The sequence below is a fragment of the Streptomyces griseus subsp. griseus genome, assembly GCF_003610995.1.
In the GTDB taxonomy this organism is placed as follows: Bacteria; Actinomycetota; Actinomycetes; order Streptomycetales; family Streptomycetaceae; genus Streptomyces.
In genome coordinates this window covers 6,928,553-6,947,397 of the sequence record NZ_CP032543.1, presented here as the reverse complement: position 1 = coordinate 6,947,397, position 18,845 = coordinate 6,928,553, and the positions used below count along the sequence as shown (strand labels likewise).

Sequence of the window (18,845 nt, the reverse complement as noted above, 5' to 3'; positions counted from 1 at the left end):
TGGTATGGACCAATGAGTAGGTCAAGGCGCACGCTCGTCCCGATTCGCCCCACTCGCCCCCTCGCGCTCCACCCGGGATTGAGGCACGGTGGTCACCAGAGAGGAGACAAACCATGTCCAATCACACCTATCGTGTCACCGAAATCGTAGGAACCTCCGAGGAGGGCATCGACGCGGCGATCCGGAACGGCGTCGCAAGAGCCGCGGAAACGTTGCACAATCTCGACTGGTTCGAGATTAACCAAGTTCGCGGCCATATCGAGGATGGCCGAATCGCGCACTACCAAGTCGGCCTGAAGGTGGGCTTCCGTCTCGACGAAAACGCCTGATCAGCTCCCCTTGTCGCGCTCCTGTCCGTCCTTCAGCGCCTGTGACGGGTCGAACCAGCGGGCCCGCACCACAGGGAATCCGGCCACTTCGGCCGCATCACAGACCAGCTCGTCGTCGACGAGCATCCGCACCTCACGCGACCGGCCCAGCTTCCGGAGGAAGTCCGGCTTCGCCCGGCGGGCCGGCTGGGCCGTTCCGTGTCTGCTCGACGGGCCACAGCGCCCCGCGTCGTGACGGACGCGGGGCGCTGTGGCGCGGGGGCGCCGACCGTCAGGTGCGGTAGGCGTAGTACGCGGCGTTCGGGTAGGACGAGATGATGCTCGTCACCGAACGGCGCAAGGTGTTGGTGGAGTGGTACGTCAGGTACGGCACGCCGTTGGTGCGCGACGTGACGATCATGGTGTGATCCTTGGACCCGTCCTTGTCGAAGTCGACCTGGAGGACGTCGCCGACGTCCATCTGGTAGACGTTGGCCAGGCTGGTGGTGCGCTTGGAGTTCTGCGCGAACCACGACCACTCGTTCACGCCGACGAAGGAGTGCGACTGGATGTCGGCGGTGCCGAACCAGCGCGTGTAGTCGTAGACGTAACCGGGCACGTGCTTCCAGCCGCCCGCCTTGAGGGACTGGCTGACGAAGTTGGTGCAGTCGCCGCCGGCACCGGCCCCGTTGAAGTTGGGGTAGGCGGGGTTGTAGTTCGTCCAGTGCTTCTCCGCGTACGCGGCCATCGCCCGATAGTCGTACTCACCGCCGGTGAGGTTCTTGGGGACGGCCGGCGGGCGCTTCGTGATGGCGGCGCGGGGCGCCGCCGGAGTGGTGGTGGTGGTCTTGACCGCCACGCTCGTGGTCTTCGGCTGGGCGAGCTGGTTGACCGCGAGGTAGCCGTCACCGGTCTCGCGGATCTTCGTGACCTTCCAGGCGCCCTGCGTGTCTGCCGTGAAGGTCAGTTCGTGGTGAGCCTGGAAACCGGTGGTGCCCGGCTCGCCCCCGGTGACCTTCGCATAGGTCAGGGTGGTGTCCTCGGTGACCTTGACGACCGCGGTGCGGCCTCTGACCTGGGTGCGGTCCAGGGTGACCTTGGTGCTGCCGGCGCTGTACTTCTCACCGTTGCGCGCCAGCCGGTTCTTGCGGTCGTCGAGCTGCTTCCGAGCGGCGTTCTCGGTCCGGCCTATGCCGGAGGAGAGCTTCACCTTGCCGGAAAAGCCCTCGGCGATGGCCTTCTTGCCGCCGTGGCGCGGCCGGTCGACCAGCGCGTTGGTGCGGTCGGTGAAGACCGCGTCGGCCAGACTCTGGAAGGCGGCCTTGGTCTCTGCGTCGACCTGGGGCTCGGCCACCGTGGAGGCGCCCGCGTTCCAGTTGGGCAGCAGTGCGACCCCCGCGACGGCCGATGCGGCGGCCGCCGTGAATATCGTTGCCCGGCGTCGCGTGTGCTTCAGTTTTCTTGACTTCACTGGCGTTCTTCCCTCTTTTCCCGGCATGGGGACCGCCGAGTTAAGCGGCATCTTCGCACGCCTTGTGCAGCTGGTGTGAAGGAGGTGGGACGACTGATGCGAGGAGGTTTCCGGACTGTCACCGCAGGGGCGGTTGACGGCCGTTGGCCGGTCACTTCACGACGGTGGACCAGTCCGGGGACTGGGCGGGGTCGAGGCTGCGGAGCCGCTCCAGGGTGGCGGGCTTCTGGACGTCCATCCAGTCGGCGAGCTCCTTGAAGGACACGCACTTGACGTCCTTCTTGGTACACACGTTCTCTATCATGCGATCGACGGCCTTCATGTAGATGCCGCCGTTCCACTCCTCGAAGTGGTTGCCGATGAACAGTGGTGCGCGGCTGCCGTAGTAGACGCGGTTGAACCCGGCCATGTAGGTGTTCAGGGTCTCCTGCTGCCACTGCGGGTGCATGGCCGGGTCACCGTCGGTCTTGCCGTCGGACTGGTTGTAGAGGAAGTTGAAGTCCATGGACAGGCCCTGGTACTTGCCGCCCTCGTACGGGAGCATCTGCAACGGGAAGTCCCATATGCCGTTCTTCTTCTTCGGCCATATCTGGAAGTCTCCGGCCGAGCTCGCGTCGTAGCGCCAGTCGTATTTCTTGGCGGCCTGGAGCAGGTTGGCCTGGCCTTCGAGGCAGGGGGCGCGGCCGCCGGCGACCTCGCGGCGTACGTCGAACGGCAGCGGGTCGAGGTCGGTCCTGCCGGTGTTCGTCTTCCACTTCTCGACGAACCCGTAGAACTGGTCGATCTCGCTCTTCCACTCGGCCACGCTCCAGTCGCCGCCGCCCTTCGGGCCGCAGAAGTGCCCGTTGAAGTGGGTGCCGATCTCGTTGCCGTCCTTCCAGGCCCCGCCCAGCTGCTCCAGGGTGGTGTAGACGTGCTCATCGGTGGGGAAGCTGATGGCCGCGCTACCCCGGGAGTGCTGCGGGGGGTCGTACAGGTCCTTCTTGCCCTTGGGCAGCAGGTAGATCCCGGTGAGGAAGAATGTCATATGGGCGTCGTGCCGGTTGGCCATCTCCCGGTAGTGCGCGAACAGCCCGTCATCGCCCTGGAGGGCGCCGTCCCAGGAGAAGACCACGAACTGCGGCGGCTTCTCGCCGGGCTTGAGGGGCCGGGGCTTGAGCCGCCCCTTCTGCGGGCCGGTGTAGGAGGTTGACCCATCGCCGATCACTTTGACCTTGCCGTCCCAGGCCGGTTCCCCCGAGTCCCCGGACAGCGGTTGGCGCGGCGAGCGGTTCGTCGCGGACGCGGTCGGGGTGGTGTCGTCGTTGCCGGACAGGGTGAAGTAGCCGCCGAGGGTGCAGGCGACGACGAGGAGCGCCGCCACGGCGAGCGTTCTGGGGCGGGCGGGGAGGGGGCGGGGTACAGGGTCTTTGCGGCGTCGGCCCGACGGCTTGTTCATCTGCGGCTCAATCTCTCGGTGGCGTGGACGGTGTCGGTCGCACAGGTGGTCAGCCGAGGGGCCTCAGGGCTTCCGACCAGATGCTGTACGGAACGCCGTCGGCGATCGTGCCGCCCAGTCCCTCCAGCGGTAGGGGTTCGAGGCTCTTGGCCAGGTCGATGCGGTAGACGACGACCGCGGTGGAGACCTTCTTCTCAGTGCCGACGTACCAGGCGGCGGTGTCGCCCTCGGTGGTGCCCCTCTTGCCGGCGACCTTGCCTCCCGCCTTCGCGGCGGTCTCCGGATAAGCGGCGCGGAAGGCGTCCGTCAGGGCGGACTGCACCTCGGCGGCGGTGTCGGCGCCCATGGCCCGGCGTCGGACCGGGGTGTCCATAGCGACCTCGTGGCCGTTGCGGGTCACCTTGAGGATGGTGTACGGCTCGGTGTGCTGGCCTTCGGCGGCGAAGGTGGTGTAGCCGCTGGCCATCCGGATGGCGCTGGGCGTGGAGCTGCCGGTGGTCAGTGCGGGCACCTGGGCGCCGAGGCTGGAGTGCAGCAGTCCGGCGGCCTGGGCGGTGGCGCGGACCTTGTCCAGTCCTGTGTCCATGCCAAGCTGCATGAAGGTGGTGTTGACGGAGGACGCGAGGGCCCGGCGCAGGGGTATCTGCCCGTAGGAGCGCCCGTTGTCGTTCTTCGCGGCGACCTTGCGGCCGCTGCGGTCCCAGTAGGGCCCTTCCGGCGTGGTGACGGGCACCTTGTCGTCGCCGTTGTACACCGTCTCGCCTGTCACCGGCGCAGGGGCGCCGTCGCGGCTCTTGCGTACGCCGTGTTCCAGGGCGGCGGCGTAGACGAACGGCTGGAACGCGGAACCGGCGGGCACGGTGGTCGCATTGGACTCGTTGTAACCCTGCTTGCGGTGGTCAGGGCCGCCGTGGATGGCCAGGATCCGACCGTCGAGAGCGACGGAAGCGGCTCCGTAGTGGACGTGCTTCGCGGCCCCCGGCCTATCCTTGCGGGCCTTGTCGCGGGCAGCGCCAACGGCCTTGGTGAGCTGGTCCATGCGCTTCTTGTCGAACGTCGTGTAGACCTGGTAGCCGCCGCGGTCGAAGTCCTTGTCGGAGATGTGTGCCGTCTTCTTGGCGTGCTGAGTGGCGAGTTCCACCAGATAGTCGCTCTGCTCACCCGTGTTGTAGAGCGGATTGCTCTCCAGCGGCTTCGGGAAGGTCCGGTAGCCGGCGCGCTCCTCCGGCGACAGCTTGCCGATCTTCACCATCCGGTCGAGCGTCCACCGCCACCGCTCCTCTGCCCGGGTGCGGTTGGCCGGGCTGAGCGTCGGATCGTACAGTCCGGCGCCTTTGAGGAGGGCTGCGAGGAAGGCGCCTTCGCTGGCGTTGAGCTCGCTGACGTCCTTGCCGTAGTACGCCTGGGCGGCACGCTGGATGCCGTAGGTGCCGCGGCCGAACCAACTGGTGTTGAGGTAGCCCTCCAGGATCTCGTCCTTGCTCATCTTGTTGTCGAGCTTGAGGGCCATCATGGCTTCGGTGAACTTGCGGCTGTACGTCTGCTCATGGCTGAGGTAGACGTTCTTGACGTACTGCTGGGTGATGGTCGAGCCGCCCTGGGTGCTGCCCTGCCCGAAGGTGCGCAGGATGGCGCGGGTGAGACCCTTGGCCGAGATGCCGGGGTCGCTGAAGAAGCTCTCGTTCTCGGCCGCGAGCACCGCCCAGCGCACGTCCTCGGGAACGTCGTCCAGCTCCATTTCCTGCCGGTGTACCCAGCCGGCACGGGCCATGGGGGAGCCGTCCGCCCAGAAGTAGACGGTGTCCTGCTGGGTGGCGTAGGAGTTGAGGTCGTCCGGGATGTCGGTGACGGCGTAGGCGACGGACAGGGTCAGGGCGCTCAGCCCGAACGACGCGAGGACCGCGCCACCGGTCTGCCGCCAGGAGGGCACCCAGCGCTTCCAGCCGGTCCGTCCGGGCCGGGGGTAGTGCGGCCGCACGCGGCGCAGCCAGGAGCCGAGCGCTGCGACGGCGACGGCGGTGGGGGCGACGACCGCGGCGGTGAGGCGGGCGGCGGGCGCCGGCTTGGGCGCCTTGCGGCGGCGCCGGGCACCCGGCCGGCCAGGTGCGGTGGCTATGGCGTCCGAGCGGGGGGACGCAGGTGATCCGGAGGTATCCGGGGGGGAGTCGCCGGTCGGTGAGATCCACCCGGTGTCCTCCACGTTGGAGGGTATATCGGCGATATCGTCAGATATCTCACGCCGCCCCCCGCCGGGTATCTGCAGTTCTCCGGCCCGGGTGGCGGGTATACCGCCTTCGGGTACGCGGAGCTGCATCGTCTCGTCAGGCGCGGGCCGCTGCCCGAGGGCACGCCTGTGTGCCGAGACGCCCGACTCCGAAGGCTCTCCCTCGCCTTCCGGAACGTGCGCTCCCTGCCCTGCCTGTGTCACGATCGGCCTCTCTCCGTACTTCCCACGCGCGCGTAGGCAGGCAGTACAGACGTACGAGGGCTTGACTCAGTACCGTTTTGGCGGTCGCAAACCCTGACTTCCCCCCCGACCTCACGGGATCACGGCTCTCAAATTACCAGCGTGCTTCGCACGATCTCCACATGATGCTCGGGCGAATCCGGTCACATCATGGCTGACCGGTGTCTGTCGGCCACCGCCCGGGCGCTCCTGGTGGGCGGCGGGCAGCACGCACCGGACGGGTCGGGGGCCGAAGAACCGATTCAAGCAACCGCCACCTTGGCCCCCCGCCGTGAACAGGCGGTCGCGCTGCCCTCCTGGCCCGGCCGGATCGTCCGCGAATCCACCGCCTCGCCGGGCCTCCTCGCCGTACCGGCCTTCTTCGCGGTCCGCGCGGCCGGCCGACCCTACCGGCCCGCACCGCCACCCGCGCCTAGAATCGAACCGTTTGTCCCTCTCACGTACGGAGCCGAGCCCGATGCACTCCCCCCACGATCCGTACGTCCGGGTGCGCGGCGCACGCGAGCACAACCTCCAGGACGTGAACGTCGACATCCCGCGCGACACCCTCACGGTGTTCACCGGGGTCTCCGGGTCCGGCAAGTCCTCGCTGGCGTTCGGGACCCTCTACGCCGAGGCCCAGCGCCGCTACTTCGAGTCGGTCGCCCCCTACGCGCGCCGGCTCATCCACCAGGTGGGCGCCCCCGCCGTCGGGGAGATCACCGGGCTGCCGCCCGCCGTCTCCCTGGAGCAGCGGCGATCGGCGCCCGGGGCCCGCTCGTCGGTGGGAACGGTGACCACGCTCTCCAACTCGTTGCGGATGCTGTTCTCCCGGGCCGGGGAGTACCCGCCCGGCGCCGAACGCCTCGACTCCGACGCCTTCTCCCCCAACACGGCGGCCGGGGCCTGTCCCGAGTGCCACGGGCTGGGACGCATCCACCGCACGGACGAGGAGCTGCTCGTACCCGACCCCTCGCTGTCGGTCCGGGACGGCGCGATCGCCGCCTGGCCGGGGGCCTGGCAGGGGAAGAACCTGCGCGATGTGCTGGACGCACTCGGATACGACGTCGACCGGCCGTGGCGCGAGCTGGCGGCGAAGGACCGGGAGTGGATCCTGTTCACGGATGAGCAGCCGGTGGTGACGGTGCATCCGGTACGGGACGCGGGCCGGATCCAACGCCCTTACCAGGGAACGTACATGAGCGCCCGGCGCTATGTGCTGCACACCTTCGCCGACACCAGGAGCCGCACGCTGCGGGCGAAGGCGGAGCGCTTCCTGACGAGTGTGCCGTGCCCGGTGTGCGGCGGGAGCAGGCTGCGGCCGGAGGCGATGGCGGTGACCTTCGCCGGGCGGACCATCGCGGAGCTGGCCGCGCTTCCGCTGTCCGCACTGGCGGAGGTGCTGGCCGACGCCGGGGCGGGTGGTGAGGAGACGGCCCGGGTGCTGACCGGCGATCTGCTGGCCCGGATCGGGACGGTGACCGAGCTGGGGCTCGGCTATCTGAGCCTCGGCCGCACGGCCCCCACCCTCTCCTCCGGCGAGCTGCAACGGCTGCGGCTGGCCACGCAGTTGCGCTCAGGGCTCTTCGGCGTCGTCTACGTGCTGGACGAGCCGTCCGCCGGGCTGCACCCCGCCGATACGGAGTCCCTGCTCAGGGTGCTCGGCCGGCTCAAGGAGGCCGGGAACTCGGTCTTCGTGGTGGAGCACCAGATGGATGTGGTGCGGCGGGCGGACTGGCTGGTGGATGTGGGCCCGCTGGCCGGGGAGCACGGTGGGCGGGTGCTGCACAGCGGGCCGCCGGAGGGGCTGGCCGAGGTGCCGGAGTCGGCGACGCGGCGGTTCCTGTTCCCCGAGGACGATCAGGACCCCGCGCCGGTACGGGAGCCGCGCACCCCCTCCGGGTGGATCCGGCTCTCCGGGGTGGAGCGGCACAATGTGCGCGGGGTCGACGCGGCCTTCCCGCTCGGGGTGTTCACCGCGGTGACCGGGGTGTCGGGGTCCGGCAAGTCGACCCTGGTGGGCCAGGCGCTGGCCGGTGCGCTGGCGGACCGGCAGGCGGGTGAGGAGGCTGCCGGGGCGGGTGAGCGGTTCTGCGCCTCGGTCACCGGCCTGGAGGCGGTGGACCGGCTCGTCCAGGTGGACCAGAGGCCGATCGGGCGGACGCCCCGGTCCAACCTGGCCACGTACACCGGCCTCTTCGACACCGTACGCAAGTTGTTCGCGCGGACGGAGACGGCGCGGGAGCGGGGCTACACGGCGGGGCGGTTCTCGTTCAACGTGAGTGGCGGGCGGTGCGAGACCTGCCAGGGCGAGGGGTTCGTCTCGGTGGAGCTGCTCTTCCTGCCGAGTACGTACGCGCCCTGTCCGGACTGCCATGGCGCGCGCTACAACGCGGAGACGTTGGAGGTGATGCTGCGGGGCCTGACGATCGCTCAAGTCCTGGATCTCACCGTGGAGTCGGCGGTGGGCTTCTTCTCCGGGACCCCGGCCGCCGAGCGCCCGCTGACCACCCTGCTGGACGTGGGGCTCGGCTATCTGCGGCTCGGGCAGCCCGCCACCGAGCTGTCCGGCGGTGAGGCCCAGCGGATCAAGCTCGCCTCCGAGCTCCAGCGCACCCGGCGCGGGCACACGCTGTATCTGCTGGACGAGCCGACGACCGGTCTGCATCCGGCCGATGTCGAGGTGCTGATGCGGCAGTTGCACGGTCTGGTGGAGGCGCACAACACGGTGGTCGTCGTGGAGCACGACATGGCCGTGGTGGCGGGCGCGGACCACGTCATCGACATGGGGCCGGGCGGCGGCGACCGGGGCGGGCGGATCGTGGCGTCCGGTACGCCTCAGGAGGTGGCGCGGGCGGCGGAGAGCCGTACCGCACCCTATCTGGCGAAGGCGCTGGGGAGGTGATCCCGTACGGTCCGGAGTTCACGACCGTACGGGATCACCTCCCCTGTCAGCGGCGGACCTTGCGCGTCGCCCGCAGCCACTCCTTGTTCATCGCCGCGATCGACGGCAGCGGAATGCCCTTCGGGCAGGCGGTCGCGCACTCGCCGGTCAGGGTGCAGCCGCCGAACCCCTCCTCGTCCATCTGCGCCACCATGTCCAGCACGCGGGTCTCCCGCTCCGGGGCGCCCTGCGGCAGGACGTTGAGGTGGTTGACCTTGGCGGCCGTGAACAGCATCGCCGAGCCGTTGGGGCAGGCCGCGACGCAGGCGCCGCAGCCGATGCATTCGGCGTTCTCGAAGGCGAGTTCGGCGTCCGGCTTGGGCACCGGGGTGGCGTGCGCGTCGGGCGCGGTGCCGGTCGGGGCGGAGATGTAGCCGCCGGACTGGATGATCCGGTCGAAGGAGGAGCGGTCCACGACCAGGTCCTTGACGACCGGGAAGGCCGAGGCCCGCCACGGTTCGATGTCGATCGTGTCGCCGTCGGCGAAGGACCGCATGTGGAGCTGGCAGGTGGTGGTGCGCTCCGGGCCGTGGGCGTCGCCGTTGATGACGAGGCTGCACGCGCCGCAGATGCCCTCACGGCAGTCGTGGTCGAAGGCGACGGGCTCGTCCCCGGCGAGGATGAGCTCCTCGTTGAGGGTGTCCAGCATCTCCAGGAACGACATGTCCTGGGAGATCCCGTCGACTTCGTAGGTGGCCATGGCGCCGGGCGTCTCGGCATTCTGCTGGCGCCAGACGCGCAGGGTGAGCTTCATGCGTAGCTCCGCTGAGTGGGGTGGACGTACTCGAAGACGAGGTCTTCCTTGTGCAGGACGGGGGCGCCACCGGTGGTGGTGAACTCCCAGGCGGCGGCGTACGAGAACTCCTCGTCGCGCCGCTCGGCCTCGCCCTCGGGGGTCTGGGACTCGGCGCGGAAGTGGCCGCCGCAGGACTCGGCGCGGTGCAGGGCGTCGAGGCACATCAGCTCGGCCAGTTCCAGGTAGTCGACGATGCGGTTCGCCTTCTCCAGCGACTGGTTGAACTGTTCACCGGTGCCGGGCACCTTGATGCGGCGCCAGAACTCCTCCCGGATCTCCGGGATCTTGGCGAGCGCCTTCCGCAGTCCGTCCTCGGTGCGGGCCATTCCGCAGTGTTCCCACATGAGTTCACCGATCTCGCGGTGGAAGGAGTCGGGGGTGCGGTCGCCGTCGACGGAGAGCAGCAGGTTGATCCGGTCCTCGGTCTCCGCCACCACCTCGGCCACGGCCGGGTGTTCGTCGTCGACCTTCTCGGTGTGCGGGTTGCGGGCGAGGTAGTCGTTGATGGTGGAGGGCAGGACGAAGTAGCCGTCGGCGAGGCCCTGCATCAGCGCGGAGGCGCCGAGCCGGTTGGCCCCGTGGTCGGAGAAGTTCGCCTCGCCGATGGCGAAGAGGCCGGGGATGGTGGTCGAGAGGTCGTAGTCGACCCAGAGGCCGCCCATCGTGTAGTGCACGGCGGGGTAGATCCGCATCGGGACCGTGTAGGGGTCCTCGTCGGTGATCCGCTGGTACATGTCGAAGAGGTTGCCGTACTTGGCCTCGACCGCCTTGCGGCCCATCCGGCCGATGGCCTCCGCGAAGTCCAGGTAGACCCCTTGCCCGCCGGGACCGACACCGCGTCCCTCGTCGCAGACGTTCTTGGCGGCGCGGGAGGCGATGTCGCGGGGCACCAGGTTGCCGAAGGCCGGGTAGATGCGTTCCAGGTAGTAGTCGCGCTCGTCCTCGGGGATCTGGTCGGCCGGCCGGTCGTCGCCCTTGGCCTTGGGGACCCAGATACGGCCGTCGTTGCGCAGCGACTCGCTCATCAGGGTGAGCTTGGACTGGTGGTCGCCGGTGCGCGGGATGCAGGTGGGGTGGATCTGGGTGAAGCAGGGGTTGGCCATGTAGGCGCCGCGCCGGTGGGCCCGCCAGATCGCGGTGGCGTTGGAGTTCATGGCGTTGGTCGACAGGTAGAAGACGTTGCCGTAGCCGCCGGTGGCCAGGACGACCGCGTCGGCGAAGTAGGTGTCGATCTTCCCGGTGACCAGGTCGCGGGCGACGATCCCGCGCGCCTTGCCGTCGACCACGACGAGGTCCAGCATCTCGGTACGGGCGTGGAGTTCGACGCCGCCCGTGGCGATCTGCCGGGAGAGCGCCTGGTAGGCGCCGAGGAGGAGCTGCTGCCCGGTCTGGCCGCGCGCGTAGAACGTACGGGAGACCTGGACACCGCCGAAGGACCGGTTGTCGAGGAGGCCGCCGTACTCGCGGGCGAAGGGGACGCCCTGGGCGACGCACTGGTCGATGATCTCCACCGAGATCTGCGCCAGCCGGTGGACGTTGGACTCGCGGGCGCGGAAGTCGCCGCCCTTGACGGTGTCGTAGAAGAGGCGGTGGATGGAGTCGCCGTCGTTGCGGTAGTTCTTCGCCGCGTTGATGCCGCCCTGGGCGGCGACCGAGTGGGCGCGCCGGGGCGAGTCCTGGAAGCAGAACTGGACGACGTGGTAGCCCTGTTCGGCCAGGGTGGCGCCGGCCGATCCGCCGGCCAGTCCGGTGCCGACGACGATGACCGTATGTTTGCGCCGGTTGGCCGGGTTCACGAGCTTGGCTTGGAAGCGGCGGGTGTCCCAGCGCTCGGCGACGGGTCCTTCGGGCGCCTTGGTGTCGACGACGGGCTCGCCCGTGGCGTAGTGCGTGTAGTCGGGCATGTCAGCTCACCACTCCGGTCATGACGGCGACGGGTACGGAGATGAAGCCCAGGGTCAGCACCGCCGCGAGGACGTTGGCGAGGGTCTTCAGGACGCGGTCGCGGGTCGCGTTGCCGACGCCGAGCGTCTGCGCGGCGCTCCAGAAGCCGTGCTGGACGTGGAGGCCCATGGCGAGCACGGCGACGATGTAGATGACGTTGCCGTACCAGGTGGAGAAGGTGTCGATGACGTTCTGGTACGGGTGTCCGGCCTGGAAGCCGGTGTGGACGGTGCCGGTCGTCAGGTCGAGGATGTGCCAGACGATGAAGAGCGCGAGGATGATGCCGCCCCAGCGCATGGTCCGGGTGGCGTAGCTGGCGCGGGCCCTCTTGTGGACGTACTTCGCCGGGCGCGCTCTGATGTCGCGGCGGCTCAGCTGGTACGCGGAGATGCCGTGCAGCACGACGGCGGCGACCAGCCCCACGCGGACGATCCACAGCGCCCACTCGTAGTGCAGGATCGGCTCGCCCATGGTGCGCAGCCAGTGGGCGTAGCCGTCGAACTCACCGGGTCCGAAGAAGATCTTCAGGTTCCCGACCATGTGGGCCACGAGGTACCCGAGCATGATCAGGCCGGAGACGGCCATGATGGTCTTCTTGCCGACGGTCGAGTCCCAGAGCGTACGCGTCATCGACGGCCGTCGGTCCGTCCGCGTTGCCAATGCCATGGACCTGACGGTAGGGGCCCTGAACTGATCAGTCCAAGACATGGAGCGGCTGATCTTCATAGGCTTTACCTATCGGACGACGGTAGCCTCGGTGTATGCACTTCCAGCAGCTCACCTATTTCGTGGCCGTCGCCGAGACCCTGCACTTCACCCGGGCCGCCGAGGCCGTGCATGTCTCGCAGCCCTCGCTCTCCCAGCAGATCCGGGCCCTGGAGAGCGAGCTGGGCGCCGAGCTGTTCAGCCGGGCGCGGGGCAACATCGCCCTCACCGACGCGGGCGAGGCCCTGCTGCCGCTGGCCCGGCGGATCCTCGCCGATGCGGAGACCGCGCGCCACGAGGTGCAGGAGCTGGTGCAGCTGCGCAGCGGCCGGGTGCGGCTGGGGGCGACGCCGAGCCTCTGTACGGGGCTGCTGCCCGATGTGCTGCGTGCCTTCCACGACCGCCATCCGGGGGTGCGGCTGCTGCTGGAGGAGGGCGGTTCGCACGACCTCGTACGGCAGCTGGCGCGCGGCGCTCTCGACCTGGCGCTGGTGGTGCTGCCGCTGCCCGCCGCCTCCCCCGCGCTGACCACGGTGGAGCTGCTGCGGGAGGACCTGGTGGTGGTGTCGTCCGCCGCCGAACCCGCGCCGGGGCGCGGTGGCCGGGTGCGGGTCGCGGATCTCGAAGGGGCGCCGCTGGTGATGTTCCGGCACGGCTACAACCTGCGGGAGCTGACGCTCGCCGCCTGCCGGGCCGAGGGGTTCGATCCCTCGTTCACGGTGGAGGGCGGTGAGATGGACGCGGTGCTCGGGTTCGTCCGGGCGGGGCTCGGCATCGCGGTGGTGCCGAGCATGGCCGCCAACCGGGCGGGCCCTGACCTGCGGAAGACCCCGCTGGCCGGACCGGGGCTGCGGCGCACGATCGCTCTCGCGCACCGCAGCGACGTGGCTCCGCCCCGGGCGGCCCGGGAGCTCCAGCGGATGCTGCTGGAGCACGGGCCGGGGGTCGGCTGACTCCCCCCGCCCGGTGCCCCTACGCCTCAGACCGCGTCGGCCAGCAGCAGCGAGTGGATGCGGTCCGGGGCGCCCGGACGCGCGTAGTACCAGCCCTGGGCGGTGTCGCAGCCCAGCCGGCGCAGCTGCTCGGCCTGCGCCCCCGTCTCCACGCCCTCCACCGTGACGGCCAGCTCCAGGCTGTGGGCCAGCGAGACGATCCCCTCGACGATCTTCAGGTCGACCGGGTCCGCCGGGTGCTGCTGCATGCCCTGGGTGAAGGAGCGGTCCAGCTTGAGGACGCTCACCGGCAGCCGCCGCAGGTTCGCCAGGTTCGAGTAGCCGGTGCCGAAGTCGTCCAGCGCGATGTCGACGCCCATCTCCGCGAGCTGCCGCAGCGGCTTGAGGAGATCGTCGTCGGCGCCGATCAGGGCGGACTCGGTCACCTCCAGGCAGAGCGCACCGGGTTCGAGGCCGGAGCGCTCCAGTACGTCGACGGTCTCGGCGACCAGCCGGGGGTGGTGCAGCTGGGTCGGCGAGAGGTTGACGTTGATCCGCAGCGGGCCGCCGTCGCTGTGCCGCTCCTGCCAGAAGTTGGCCTGCCGGACGGACTCCTCCAGCACCCAGCGGCCGAGCGGCACGATCAGCCCGGTGTGCTCGGCGAGCGGGATGAACCTGTCGGGGCCGAGCACCCCGTGCTGCGGATGGCACCACCGTACGAGCGCCTCGGCGCCGTGCACCGTGCCGTCGCCCAGGTGGACGAGCGGCTGGTACTCGATGAAGAACTCGCCCCGGTCCAGCGCGGCGGGCAGTGCGGTGGTCAGCCCGTGGCGGGTGATGGCGCGGGCGTCGGCCTCGGCGTCGGCGAGTTCGAAGCGGTTGCCGCCCGCCGCCTTGGCCCGGTACATGGTGATGTCGGCGCTGCGCAGCACCTCGGCGGCGCTGCGCTCCCCGGCCGGGCCCTCCACAATCCCGATCGAACCCCGGACGGTCAGCTCGCGGCCGTCCAGCCGGACCGGGGTGGCGAGCACGTGGAGGATGCGGCCGGCCAGCTCGCCCACCGCGTCGGCGGTGTCCGGGCCGGTGGTCAGGGCCACGAACTCGTCGCCGCCGAGCCGGGCGACCATCTCGCCGGGTGCGGTGGCGCAGCTCTGGAGCCGGTCGGCGACCTCGACCAGGAGCCGGTCGCCGGCCGCGTGGCCGAGGCTGTCGTTGATGGCCTTGAAGCCGTCGAGGTCCAGGTAGCAGAGGCCGAAGCGGCCGCCGTCCTTGCCGGAGAGCACCTTCTCCAGACGCTCGAAGAACAGGGTCCGGTTGGGCAGTCCGGTGAGCGCGTCATGGGTGGCCTCGTACCGCAGCCGCAGGTTGAGCAGACGGCGCTCGGTGGTGTCCTCCATCAGCGCCAGCTGGTACTGGGGGCGGCCCTCGGGGTCGCGCAGCAGCGAGACGGTGAGGTTGGTCCACAGGACGGTGCCGTCGTTGCGGTAGTACGCCTTCTCGACCCGGTAGTGGTCGCGCTCCCCCCGTACCAGCTCGTTGTAGAACTTCCACACCTGCGGCGAGTCCTCGGGGTGGACCCACTCGTTCACCCTGTGGCTGCGGACATGGTGCTCCAGGCCGCCGAACATCTTGGTGAGGGTGTCGTTGATCTCCAGGATGTTGCCGTCGAGGTCGGCGATGCCGATGCCGACGGCGGCGTCCTTGAAGACCGCGCGGAAGCGCGCCTCGGTGGTGTGGAGGGCCTGTTCGGCATTCGAGCGGGCGGTGAGAGCCGAGCGGGCGATGGCCTCCTGCTCGGCGAGGGTCCGCTCGCGCAGGGCCTGGGAGAAGCCGGAGGCGAGGGTGTGCTGGATCCGGGCGCACCGGGCGCGGGCGTCCTCGGTGGACAGCTCGCCGGGGCCGTTGCCGCCGCAGTACAGCACGAGGTAGGAGTCGACGACCCCGAGCGTGGAACTGAGGGCGTCCGGGTCGGTGCAGTGCGCGTCGACCAGTGCCGCGCCGATCCGGGCGGCGGGCGAGGCGTCGAACGGGTGGGCGTGCAGGGTGAGGCTGAGCTCGCGGGCCAGCGGCAGCAGGTGCTGCTCGAACTCGGGCCGGGTCAGGGAGGTGGCCGTCAGGGGGAAGATGGCCCGGCTCCAGATCGTGGCGAACCTCCGGAGCCGGCCTTCGGGACCGTCCGGTTCCGCGTCCTGCTCACCGGACGCCTGGGCGGGAATACTCACGCCTTACGCCCGACCCCGCCGAAGCCCGAGAAGGCGTACGGGTCTTCCTGCTCCGGGGACTGCGGGGTGTCGGGCCGCCACTCGGGCATCGACACGAGACCGGGCTCCACCATCTCGTACCCCTCGAAGAACGCGCCGATCTCCTCGTGCGTCCGCATGATGAGCGGGTTGCGGATGGTGCGGTAGACGCCGACCGTGCCGTCCGCCTCCTCCTTGGAGAGCGGGATGCCCTCGTACGAGGCGTGGGTCAGGATGAGGAGGCTGCCGGGGGCCAGCGCGTCGCGCAGTCCGGCGACCGCCGCGCGGGGGTCGTCGGCGTCCTCGATGAAGTGGAGCACCGCGACGAGCAGCAGGGCCACCGGGCGGTCCAGATCGAGCAGTCCGGTGACCGCCGGGTTCTCCAGGATCTCCTGGGGGCGGCGCAGATCGGCGGCGGCTATGACGGCGTGGTCGTTGCCCTCCAGCACCGCCTGGCTGTGGGCGACGGCGACCGGGTCGTGGTCGACGTAGGCCACCCTGGCCCGCGGGTCGGCGGCCTGGGCGACCTCGTGGACGTTGCCGAAGGTCGGGATACCGGAGCCGATGTCCAGGAACTGGTCGATCCCCGCGTCGACGGCATACCGCACGGTCCGGCGCATAAAGGCCCGATTCGCCTGCATGATCTTGGGGAGGCCCGGCAGGAACTCCATGGCCTTCCGCGCGGCTTCCCGGTCGACCTCGAAATTGTGCGATCCGCCCAGATAGAAGTCGTACATGCGGGACACGCTCGGCACCGAGATATCTATGCCTTGCGGTGCCCAGGCGGGACGCTCCATCGATGTCTCCAACAAGTTCGCCACGGCGATCCGGCCATGTTCATGGTCAGTGTTGACCAGAGGCTACTGATCGACCGCCAAGAGAGCGAGTGGAAACGGAAATTAGCGATCCGTTATTGGTCACACTCCGGTGGCAACAACGACCGGTCCGTCGCTGCGCGTACACATGCAGCGACGGACCGGAGCTTCACCCACGGATTCCCGGTGGTTCGGGGCTACTTGAGAGCTACTGGACGGTTACTTCTGTGCACCGACGAGCTTGGAGTCGGGTGAGACCGCGAACCATGTGCCGCCGACTCCCTGGCCGTTCACGTCACCCGGCTTCTCGTCCCCGGCGAACGTATAGACCGGCCAGCAGTCGATGGTCTGCTGCTTGATCCCGTCAGGCCGGTCGAAAGTGACAAATCCCTTCTTCGTCACGCCTTCCACCGAGTTTTTGGACACAGGGGCGACTACCGGCCACTTCTTGAGGCACTCACCGGTGCAGGCCGTCTTCATCGGCCACGCGGAGTCCTTGGTGAACCGGTAAACCGTCATACCGCGCTTGTCCACCACGATGTCGCCGAGTTCCGGGTCCTCGCGGACCGAAAGCCCCGCCGCGTCGGCCGGTTCGGCGCCTTCCGTGCTGTCGGCGTTGGCCGCCGCCTTCTTCCCGTCGGGGGCGGCGGCGAACCACGTACCGCCGACGCCCTGGCCGCCTGTCTGCCCCGGCGAGGTGTCCTTGGCGAACCGGTACATCGGCCAGCCGCCGACGGTCAACTGCTTGGAGCCGTCGGTCCGCACGACCTCGCCGAGCAGCGAGGCATCGGTCCCGGCGGCGGCGGTGGCATCGTCGGCGGGCACCACGGGCCATGCTTTCTCGCACTCGCCGTCGCAGTTCGACTTCGGCGGCTTGGCGGTGTCCTTGTCGAAGCGGTAGAGGGTGAACCCCTCGCTGTCGGTGAGCACCTTCCCGAGCTTCTTGCTGTTCCGCACGGCGAGTTGACCCGCCGCCTTGGGGGCCGCGACATCCGCGCCGGAGCCGTAACCAGCGCCGTCCGAGCCGTAGCCGCCCTCCGCCGGCTGTTGCGCCGGGGCCGCGTTGCCGACCGCCTGGCCGTTGGGCGATGCCGTGCCCTGCTCCTGACCGCACGCCGTCATCAGCGTCAAAAGGGCCGCAGCGGTGACCGCGAGCGAGGCGTTGCGCCAGGTGTTCATGTCGACTCCCGTAGTACGTCGTCGTATCGCTCCGATGGCGGCGCGAGTCCGCGCCGTTCATGGCCCTAGGTACGCGGCGTCACGGGGGTGGCGTTCAACGCGGGCCGGGAAGAATTCGGCGGAGCGCGCACCGGGTCGAGGGCCGGCCATCTGCCGGAGCGTCAACCGTGCGCAAACATGAACGGCCCATTGTCCCACCATCAGGCGAATCCCCGCGGAGTCGCGCGTGTCGCCGGGCGGCGTCGATCAGGCTCCCGGTCGTGTACGGATCCCGCATCGGGCGGCTCTCGGCAGCCGCCGCACTCGTCTGGCTGATAGCCGTACCGCAGCCCGCGACCGCCGACGCCTGCGCGGTGGCCACCATCGGGCAGGACGACGGCAGCACGGCGGTCGCCGTGGCGGGCAGCGGAAACTGCGTGGCGGTCACCATTCCGGAGCCCCCACCACCCCCGCCGCCCCCGAAGCCACCACCTCCACCGGAGCCGCCGCCTCCACCAGCGCCTCCTCCCCCGCCGCCACCGGCGCCGGAACCGCCGCCACCATCTCCGCCACCGCCACCGCCACCTCCACCGGAGCCGCCGTCACCGCCGCCACCACCGCCCCCGCCGAAGGCCGCGCCCGCGCCCGCGCCCCAGCCGGTGCCGAAGCCGTCACCGAGCCCTTCGGTGCGGCCGAAGCCGCCGGAGGCCCGGCGCGTGGCGCTTCCGACGTACCGCAAAGCGACCCGCAAGGAGCCGCGGAGCGGACCCTCGCTGGTGTCCACGACCCTGCTGATCACCGCCCCGGCGGTGTTCGCCGTCGCCGTGCTGCGGCCCCGATCGTCCCGCTGACGAGGAGTCACCCATGTCCGAATGGCTCGTCCTGAGCATTGCCATGGCCTCGGCCTGCGCGGTCGTGCTCACCATCGCGGTCCTCAACAACCGCCGGATCGCCGATGACGACGATCCGTCCCAGACGCCCGACGTCATCGAGTACATGACGATGATGATCGGCGTGGTCTACGCGATCGTGCTGGGTCTGGCCATCGCCGGGGTCTGGGAGGGCCGCAGCGCCGCCCAGGAGTCCGTACGGCTGGAGGCGCAGGCGCTGCACGAGGTGCAGGCCCGCTCCTCCGTCTACCCGGCCGAGGTCCGCGACCGCATCCGCGCGGACGTGGACGCGTACGTCGCCCATGTCCTCGACGCCGAGTGGAAGGTGATGTCGGCGAAGGGCACCCTCACCGAACGCGGCACGGAGCTGCTCGACCGGGTGCGGGCGGACGTCACCGAGTTCGAACCCCGGACGGAACTGGAGGGACAGGCCTACCAGCCGCTGGTGGACCAGGTGGCGGCGGCGGACGACGCCCGCAGCTCACGGGGACAGAACGCGGGGGCGACGATGCCCGGGGTGGTGTGGTTCGGCCTGATCATCGGGGCGCTGGTGACGGTCGGGCTGATCTTCACCCTGCAGATCCGGAGAACGTTCCGGGAGCTGCTGCTGGCGGGGCTCTTCAGCGCGCTGATCGCCTTCCTGCTCTTCCTGATCTGGGACTTCGACGCGCCCTTCGGCCGGGGCATCTCGGCCACCGCCGAGCCCTTCCTCGACCTGTTCCCGCACGCCACCCGCTGATACCCGCTCCCCCGGCCGG

15 protein-coding genes and 1 pseudogene are annotated in these 18,845 nt (G+C 69.8%); 5 read left to right on the top strand and 11 right to left on the bottom strand.

What is annotated here, in order from left to right; translation table 11 throughout:
- Positions 1 to 113 precede the first annotated feature (113 nt).
- A complete protein-coding gene (locus tag D6270_RS31085) occupies positions 114 to 329 on the top strand; it encodes a dodecin (RefSeq protein ID WP_018513053.1) in 216 nt (71 codons plus the stop codon).
- On the opposite strand, the pseudogene D6270_RS31080 reads toward D6270_RS31085, so the two are convergent.
- From D6270_RS31080 to D6270_RS31065, 4 genes and pseudogenes are all read right to left on the bottom strand, one after another.
- A pseudogene (locus tag D6270_RS31080) lies at positions 330 to 518 on the bottom strand (hypothetical protein); the annotation flags it as partial. It lies immediately after the preceding gene.
- Between the two features lie 82 nt (positions 519 to 600).
- Positions 601 to 1,779, bottom strand: a complete 1,179-nt coding sequence (locus D6270_RS31075; protein ID WP_109162388.1) for an amidase domain-containing protein — start codon at positions 1,777 to 1,779, stop codon at positions 601 to 603.
- A gap of 151 nt (positions 1,780 to 1,930) precedes the next feature.
- A complete protein-coding gene (locus D6270_RS31070) occupies positions 1,931 to 3,217 on the bottom strand; it encodes a polysaccharide deacetylase family protein (protein ID WP_109162389.1) in 1,287 nt (428 codons plus the stop codon).
- A gap of 49 nt (positions 3,218 to 3,266) precedes the next feature.
- Entirely contained in the window at positions 3,267 to 5,531 is a 2,265-nt protein-coding gene (locus D6270_RS31065) for a transglycosylase domain-containing protein (RefSeq protein WP_204117029.1), read from the bottom strand.
- A 610-nt stretch (positions 5,532 to 6,141) separates the two neighbouring features.
- Here D6270_RS31065 and uvrA point away from each other — a divergent pair.
- Complete coding sequence (uvrA, locus tag D6270_RS31060) at positions 6,142 to 8,568, top strand: excinuclease ABC subunit UvrA (protein ID WP_109162390.1); 2,427 nt, start codon at positions 6,142 to 6,144, stop codon at positions 8,566 to 8,568.
- Between the two features lie 46 nt (positions 8,569 to 8,614).
- On the opposite strand, the gene D6270_RS31055 is transcribed toward uvrA, so the two are convergent.
- Genes D6270_RS31055 through D6270_RS31045 form a run of 3 tightly spaced genes read right to left on the bottom strand, consistent with a single transcriptional unit; the run spans position 8,615 to position 12,013 of the window.
- Positions 8,615 to 9,361, bottom strand: coding sequence for a succinate dehydrogenase/fumarate reductase iron-sulfur subunit (locus D6270_RS31055; protein WP_030575228.1), 747 nt, complete (start codon positions 9,359 to 9,361; stop codon positions 8,615 to 8,617).
- Positions 9,358 to 11,307, bottom strand: a complete 1,950-nt coding sequence (locus D6270_RS31050) for a fumarate reductase/succinate dehydrogenase flavoprotein subunit (protein ID WP_109162391.1) — start codon at positions 11,305 to 11,307, stop codon at positions 9,358 to 9,360. Before D6270_RS31050 ends, D6270_RS31055 begins: the two co-directional genes overlap by 4 nt.
- Before the next feature lies 1 nt (position 11,308).
- Positions 11,309 to 12,013 carry a succinate dehydrogenase cytochrome b subunit gene (locus D6270_RS31045; RefSeq protein WP_109162392.1) on the bottom strand — a complete coding sequence of 235 codons (705 nt, stop codon included), beginning with the start codon at positions 12,011 to 12,013 and terminating at the stop codon, positions 11,309 to 11,311.
- A gap of 95 nt (positions 12,014 to 12,108) precedes the next feature.
- On the opposite strand from D6270_RS31045, the gene D6270_RS31040 reads away from it, so the two are divergent.
- A complete protein-coding gene (locus D6270_RS31040; protein WP_109162393.1) occupies positions 12,109 to 13,005 on the top strand; it encodes a LysR family transcriptional regulator in 897 nt (298 codons plus the stop codon).
- 26 nt (positions 13,006 to 13,031) lie between these two features.
- Here the strand turns inward: D6270_RS31040 and D6270_RS31035 are convergent, their stop codons facing one another.
- From D6270_RS31035 to D6270_RS33500, 4 genes are all read right to left on the bottom strand, one after another.
- Positions 13,032 to 15,206 (bottom strand): putative bifunctional diguanylate cyclase/phosphodiesterase, encoded by a 2,175-nt coding sequence (locus tag D6270_RS31035; RefSeq protein WP_109162394.1) that lies wholly within the window; start codon positions 15,204 to 15,206, stop codon positions 13,032 to 13,034.
- Positions 15,203 to 16,021 (bottom strand): SAM-dependent methyltransferase, encoded by an 819-nt coding sequence (locus D6270_RS31030; protein WP_109162395.1) that lies wholly within the window; start codon positions 16,019 to 16,021, stop codon positions 15,203 to 15,205. The genes D6270_RS31035 and D6270_RS31030 overlap by 4 nt, the downstream gene beginning before the upstream one ends.
- 237 nt (positions 16,022 to 16,258) lie before the next feature.
- The gene (locus D6270_RS31025; protein ID WP_109162396.1) at positions 16,259 to 17,218 is read right to left on the bottom strand and encodes an SCO0930 family lipoprotein; all 960 of its coding nucleotides are present in this window, start codon (positions 17,216 to 17,218) and stop codon (positions 16,259 to 16,261) included.
- 423 nt (positions 17,219 to 17,641) lie between these two features.
- Positions 17,642 to 17,872, bottom strand: a complete 231-nt coding sequence (locus D6270_RS33500) for a hypothetical protein (RefSeq protein WP_204117030.1) — start codon at positions 17,870 to 17,872, stop codon at positions 17,642 to 17,644.
- Positions 17,873 to 17,913: 41 nt separating this feature from the next.
- Here D6270_RS33500 and D6270_RS33745 point away from each other — a divergent pair, with 41 nt between their 5' ends.
- Positions 17,914 to 18,048 (top strand): hypothetical protein, encoded by a 135-nt coding sequence (locus tag D6270_RS33745; protein ID WP_018487417.1) that lies wholly within the window; start codon positions 17,914 to 17,916, stop codon positions 18,046 to 18,048.
- A gap of 13 nt (positions 18,049 to 18,061) precedes the next feature.
- A complete protein-coding gene (locus D6270_RS31015) occupies positions 18,062 to 18,826 on the top strand; it encodes a bestrophin-like domain (protein WP_109162397.1) in 765 nt (254 codons plus the stop codon).
- Positions 18,827 to 18,845 lie beyond the last annotated feature (19 nt).

Bases quoted from the DNA above. Each gene is read 5' to 3' on its own strand.
- D6270_RS31065 (WP_204117029.1), bottom strand. From the start codon at position 5,531: ATGCAGCTCCGCGTACCCGAAGGCGGTATACCCGCCACCCGGGCCGGA.
- D6270_RS31055 (WP_030575228.1), bottom strand. From the start codon at position 9,361: ATGAAGCTCACCCTGCGCGTCTGGCGCCAGCAGAATGCCGAGACGCCC.
- D6270_RS31015 (WP_109162397.1), top strand. From the start codon at position 18,062: ATGTCCGAATGGCTCGTCCTGAGCATTGCCATGGCCTCGGCCTGCGCG.
- D6270_RS31025 (WP_109162396.1), bottom strand. From the start codon at position 17,218: ATGAACACCTGGCGCAACGCCTCGCTCGCGGTCACCGCTGCGGCCCTT.
- D6270_RS31045 (WP_109162392.1), bottom strand. From the start codon at position 12,013: ATGGCATTGGCAACGCGGACGGACCGACGGCCGTCGATGACGCGTACG.
- D6270_RS31085 (WP_018513053.1), top strand. From the start codon at position 114: ATGTCCAATCACACCTATCGTGTCACCGAAATCGTAGGAACCTCCGAG.
- D6270_RS31040 (WP_109162393.1), top strand. From the start codon at position 12,109: ATGCACTTCCAGCAGCTCACCTATTTCGTGGCCGTCGCCGAGACCCTG.
- D6270_RS31070 (WP_109162389.1), bottom strand. From the start codon at position 3,217: ATGAACAAGCCGTCGGGCCGACGCCGCAAAGACCCTGTACCCCGCCCC.
- D6270_RS31030 (WP_109162395.1), bottom strand. From the start codon at position 16,021: ATGGAGCGTCCCGCCTGGGCACCGCAAGGCATAGATATCTCGGTGCCG.
- uvrA (WP_109162390.1), top strand. From the start codon at position 6,142: ATGCACTCCCCCCACGATCCGTACGTCCGGGTGCGCGGCGCACGCGAG.
- D6270_RS31050 (WP_109162391.1), bottom strand. From the start codon at position 11,307: ATGCCCGACTACACGCACTACGCCACGGGCGAGCCCGTCGTCGACACC.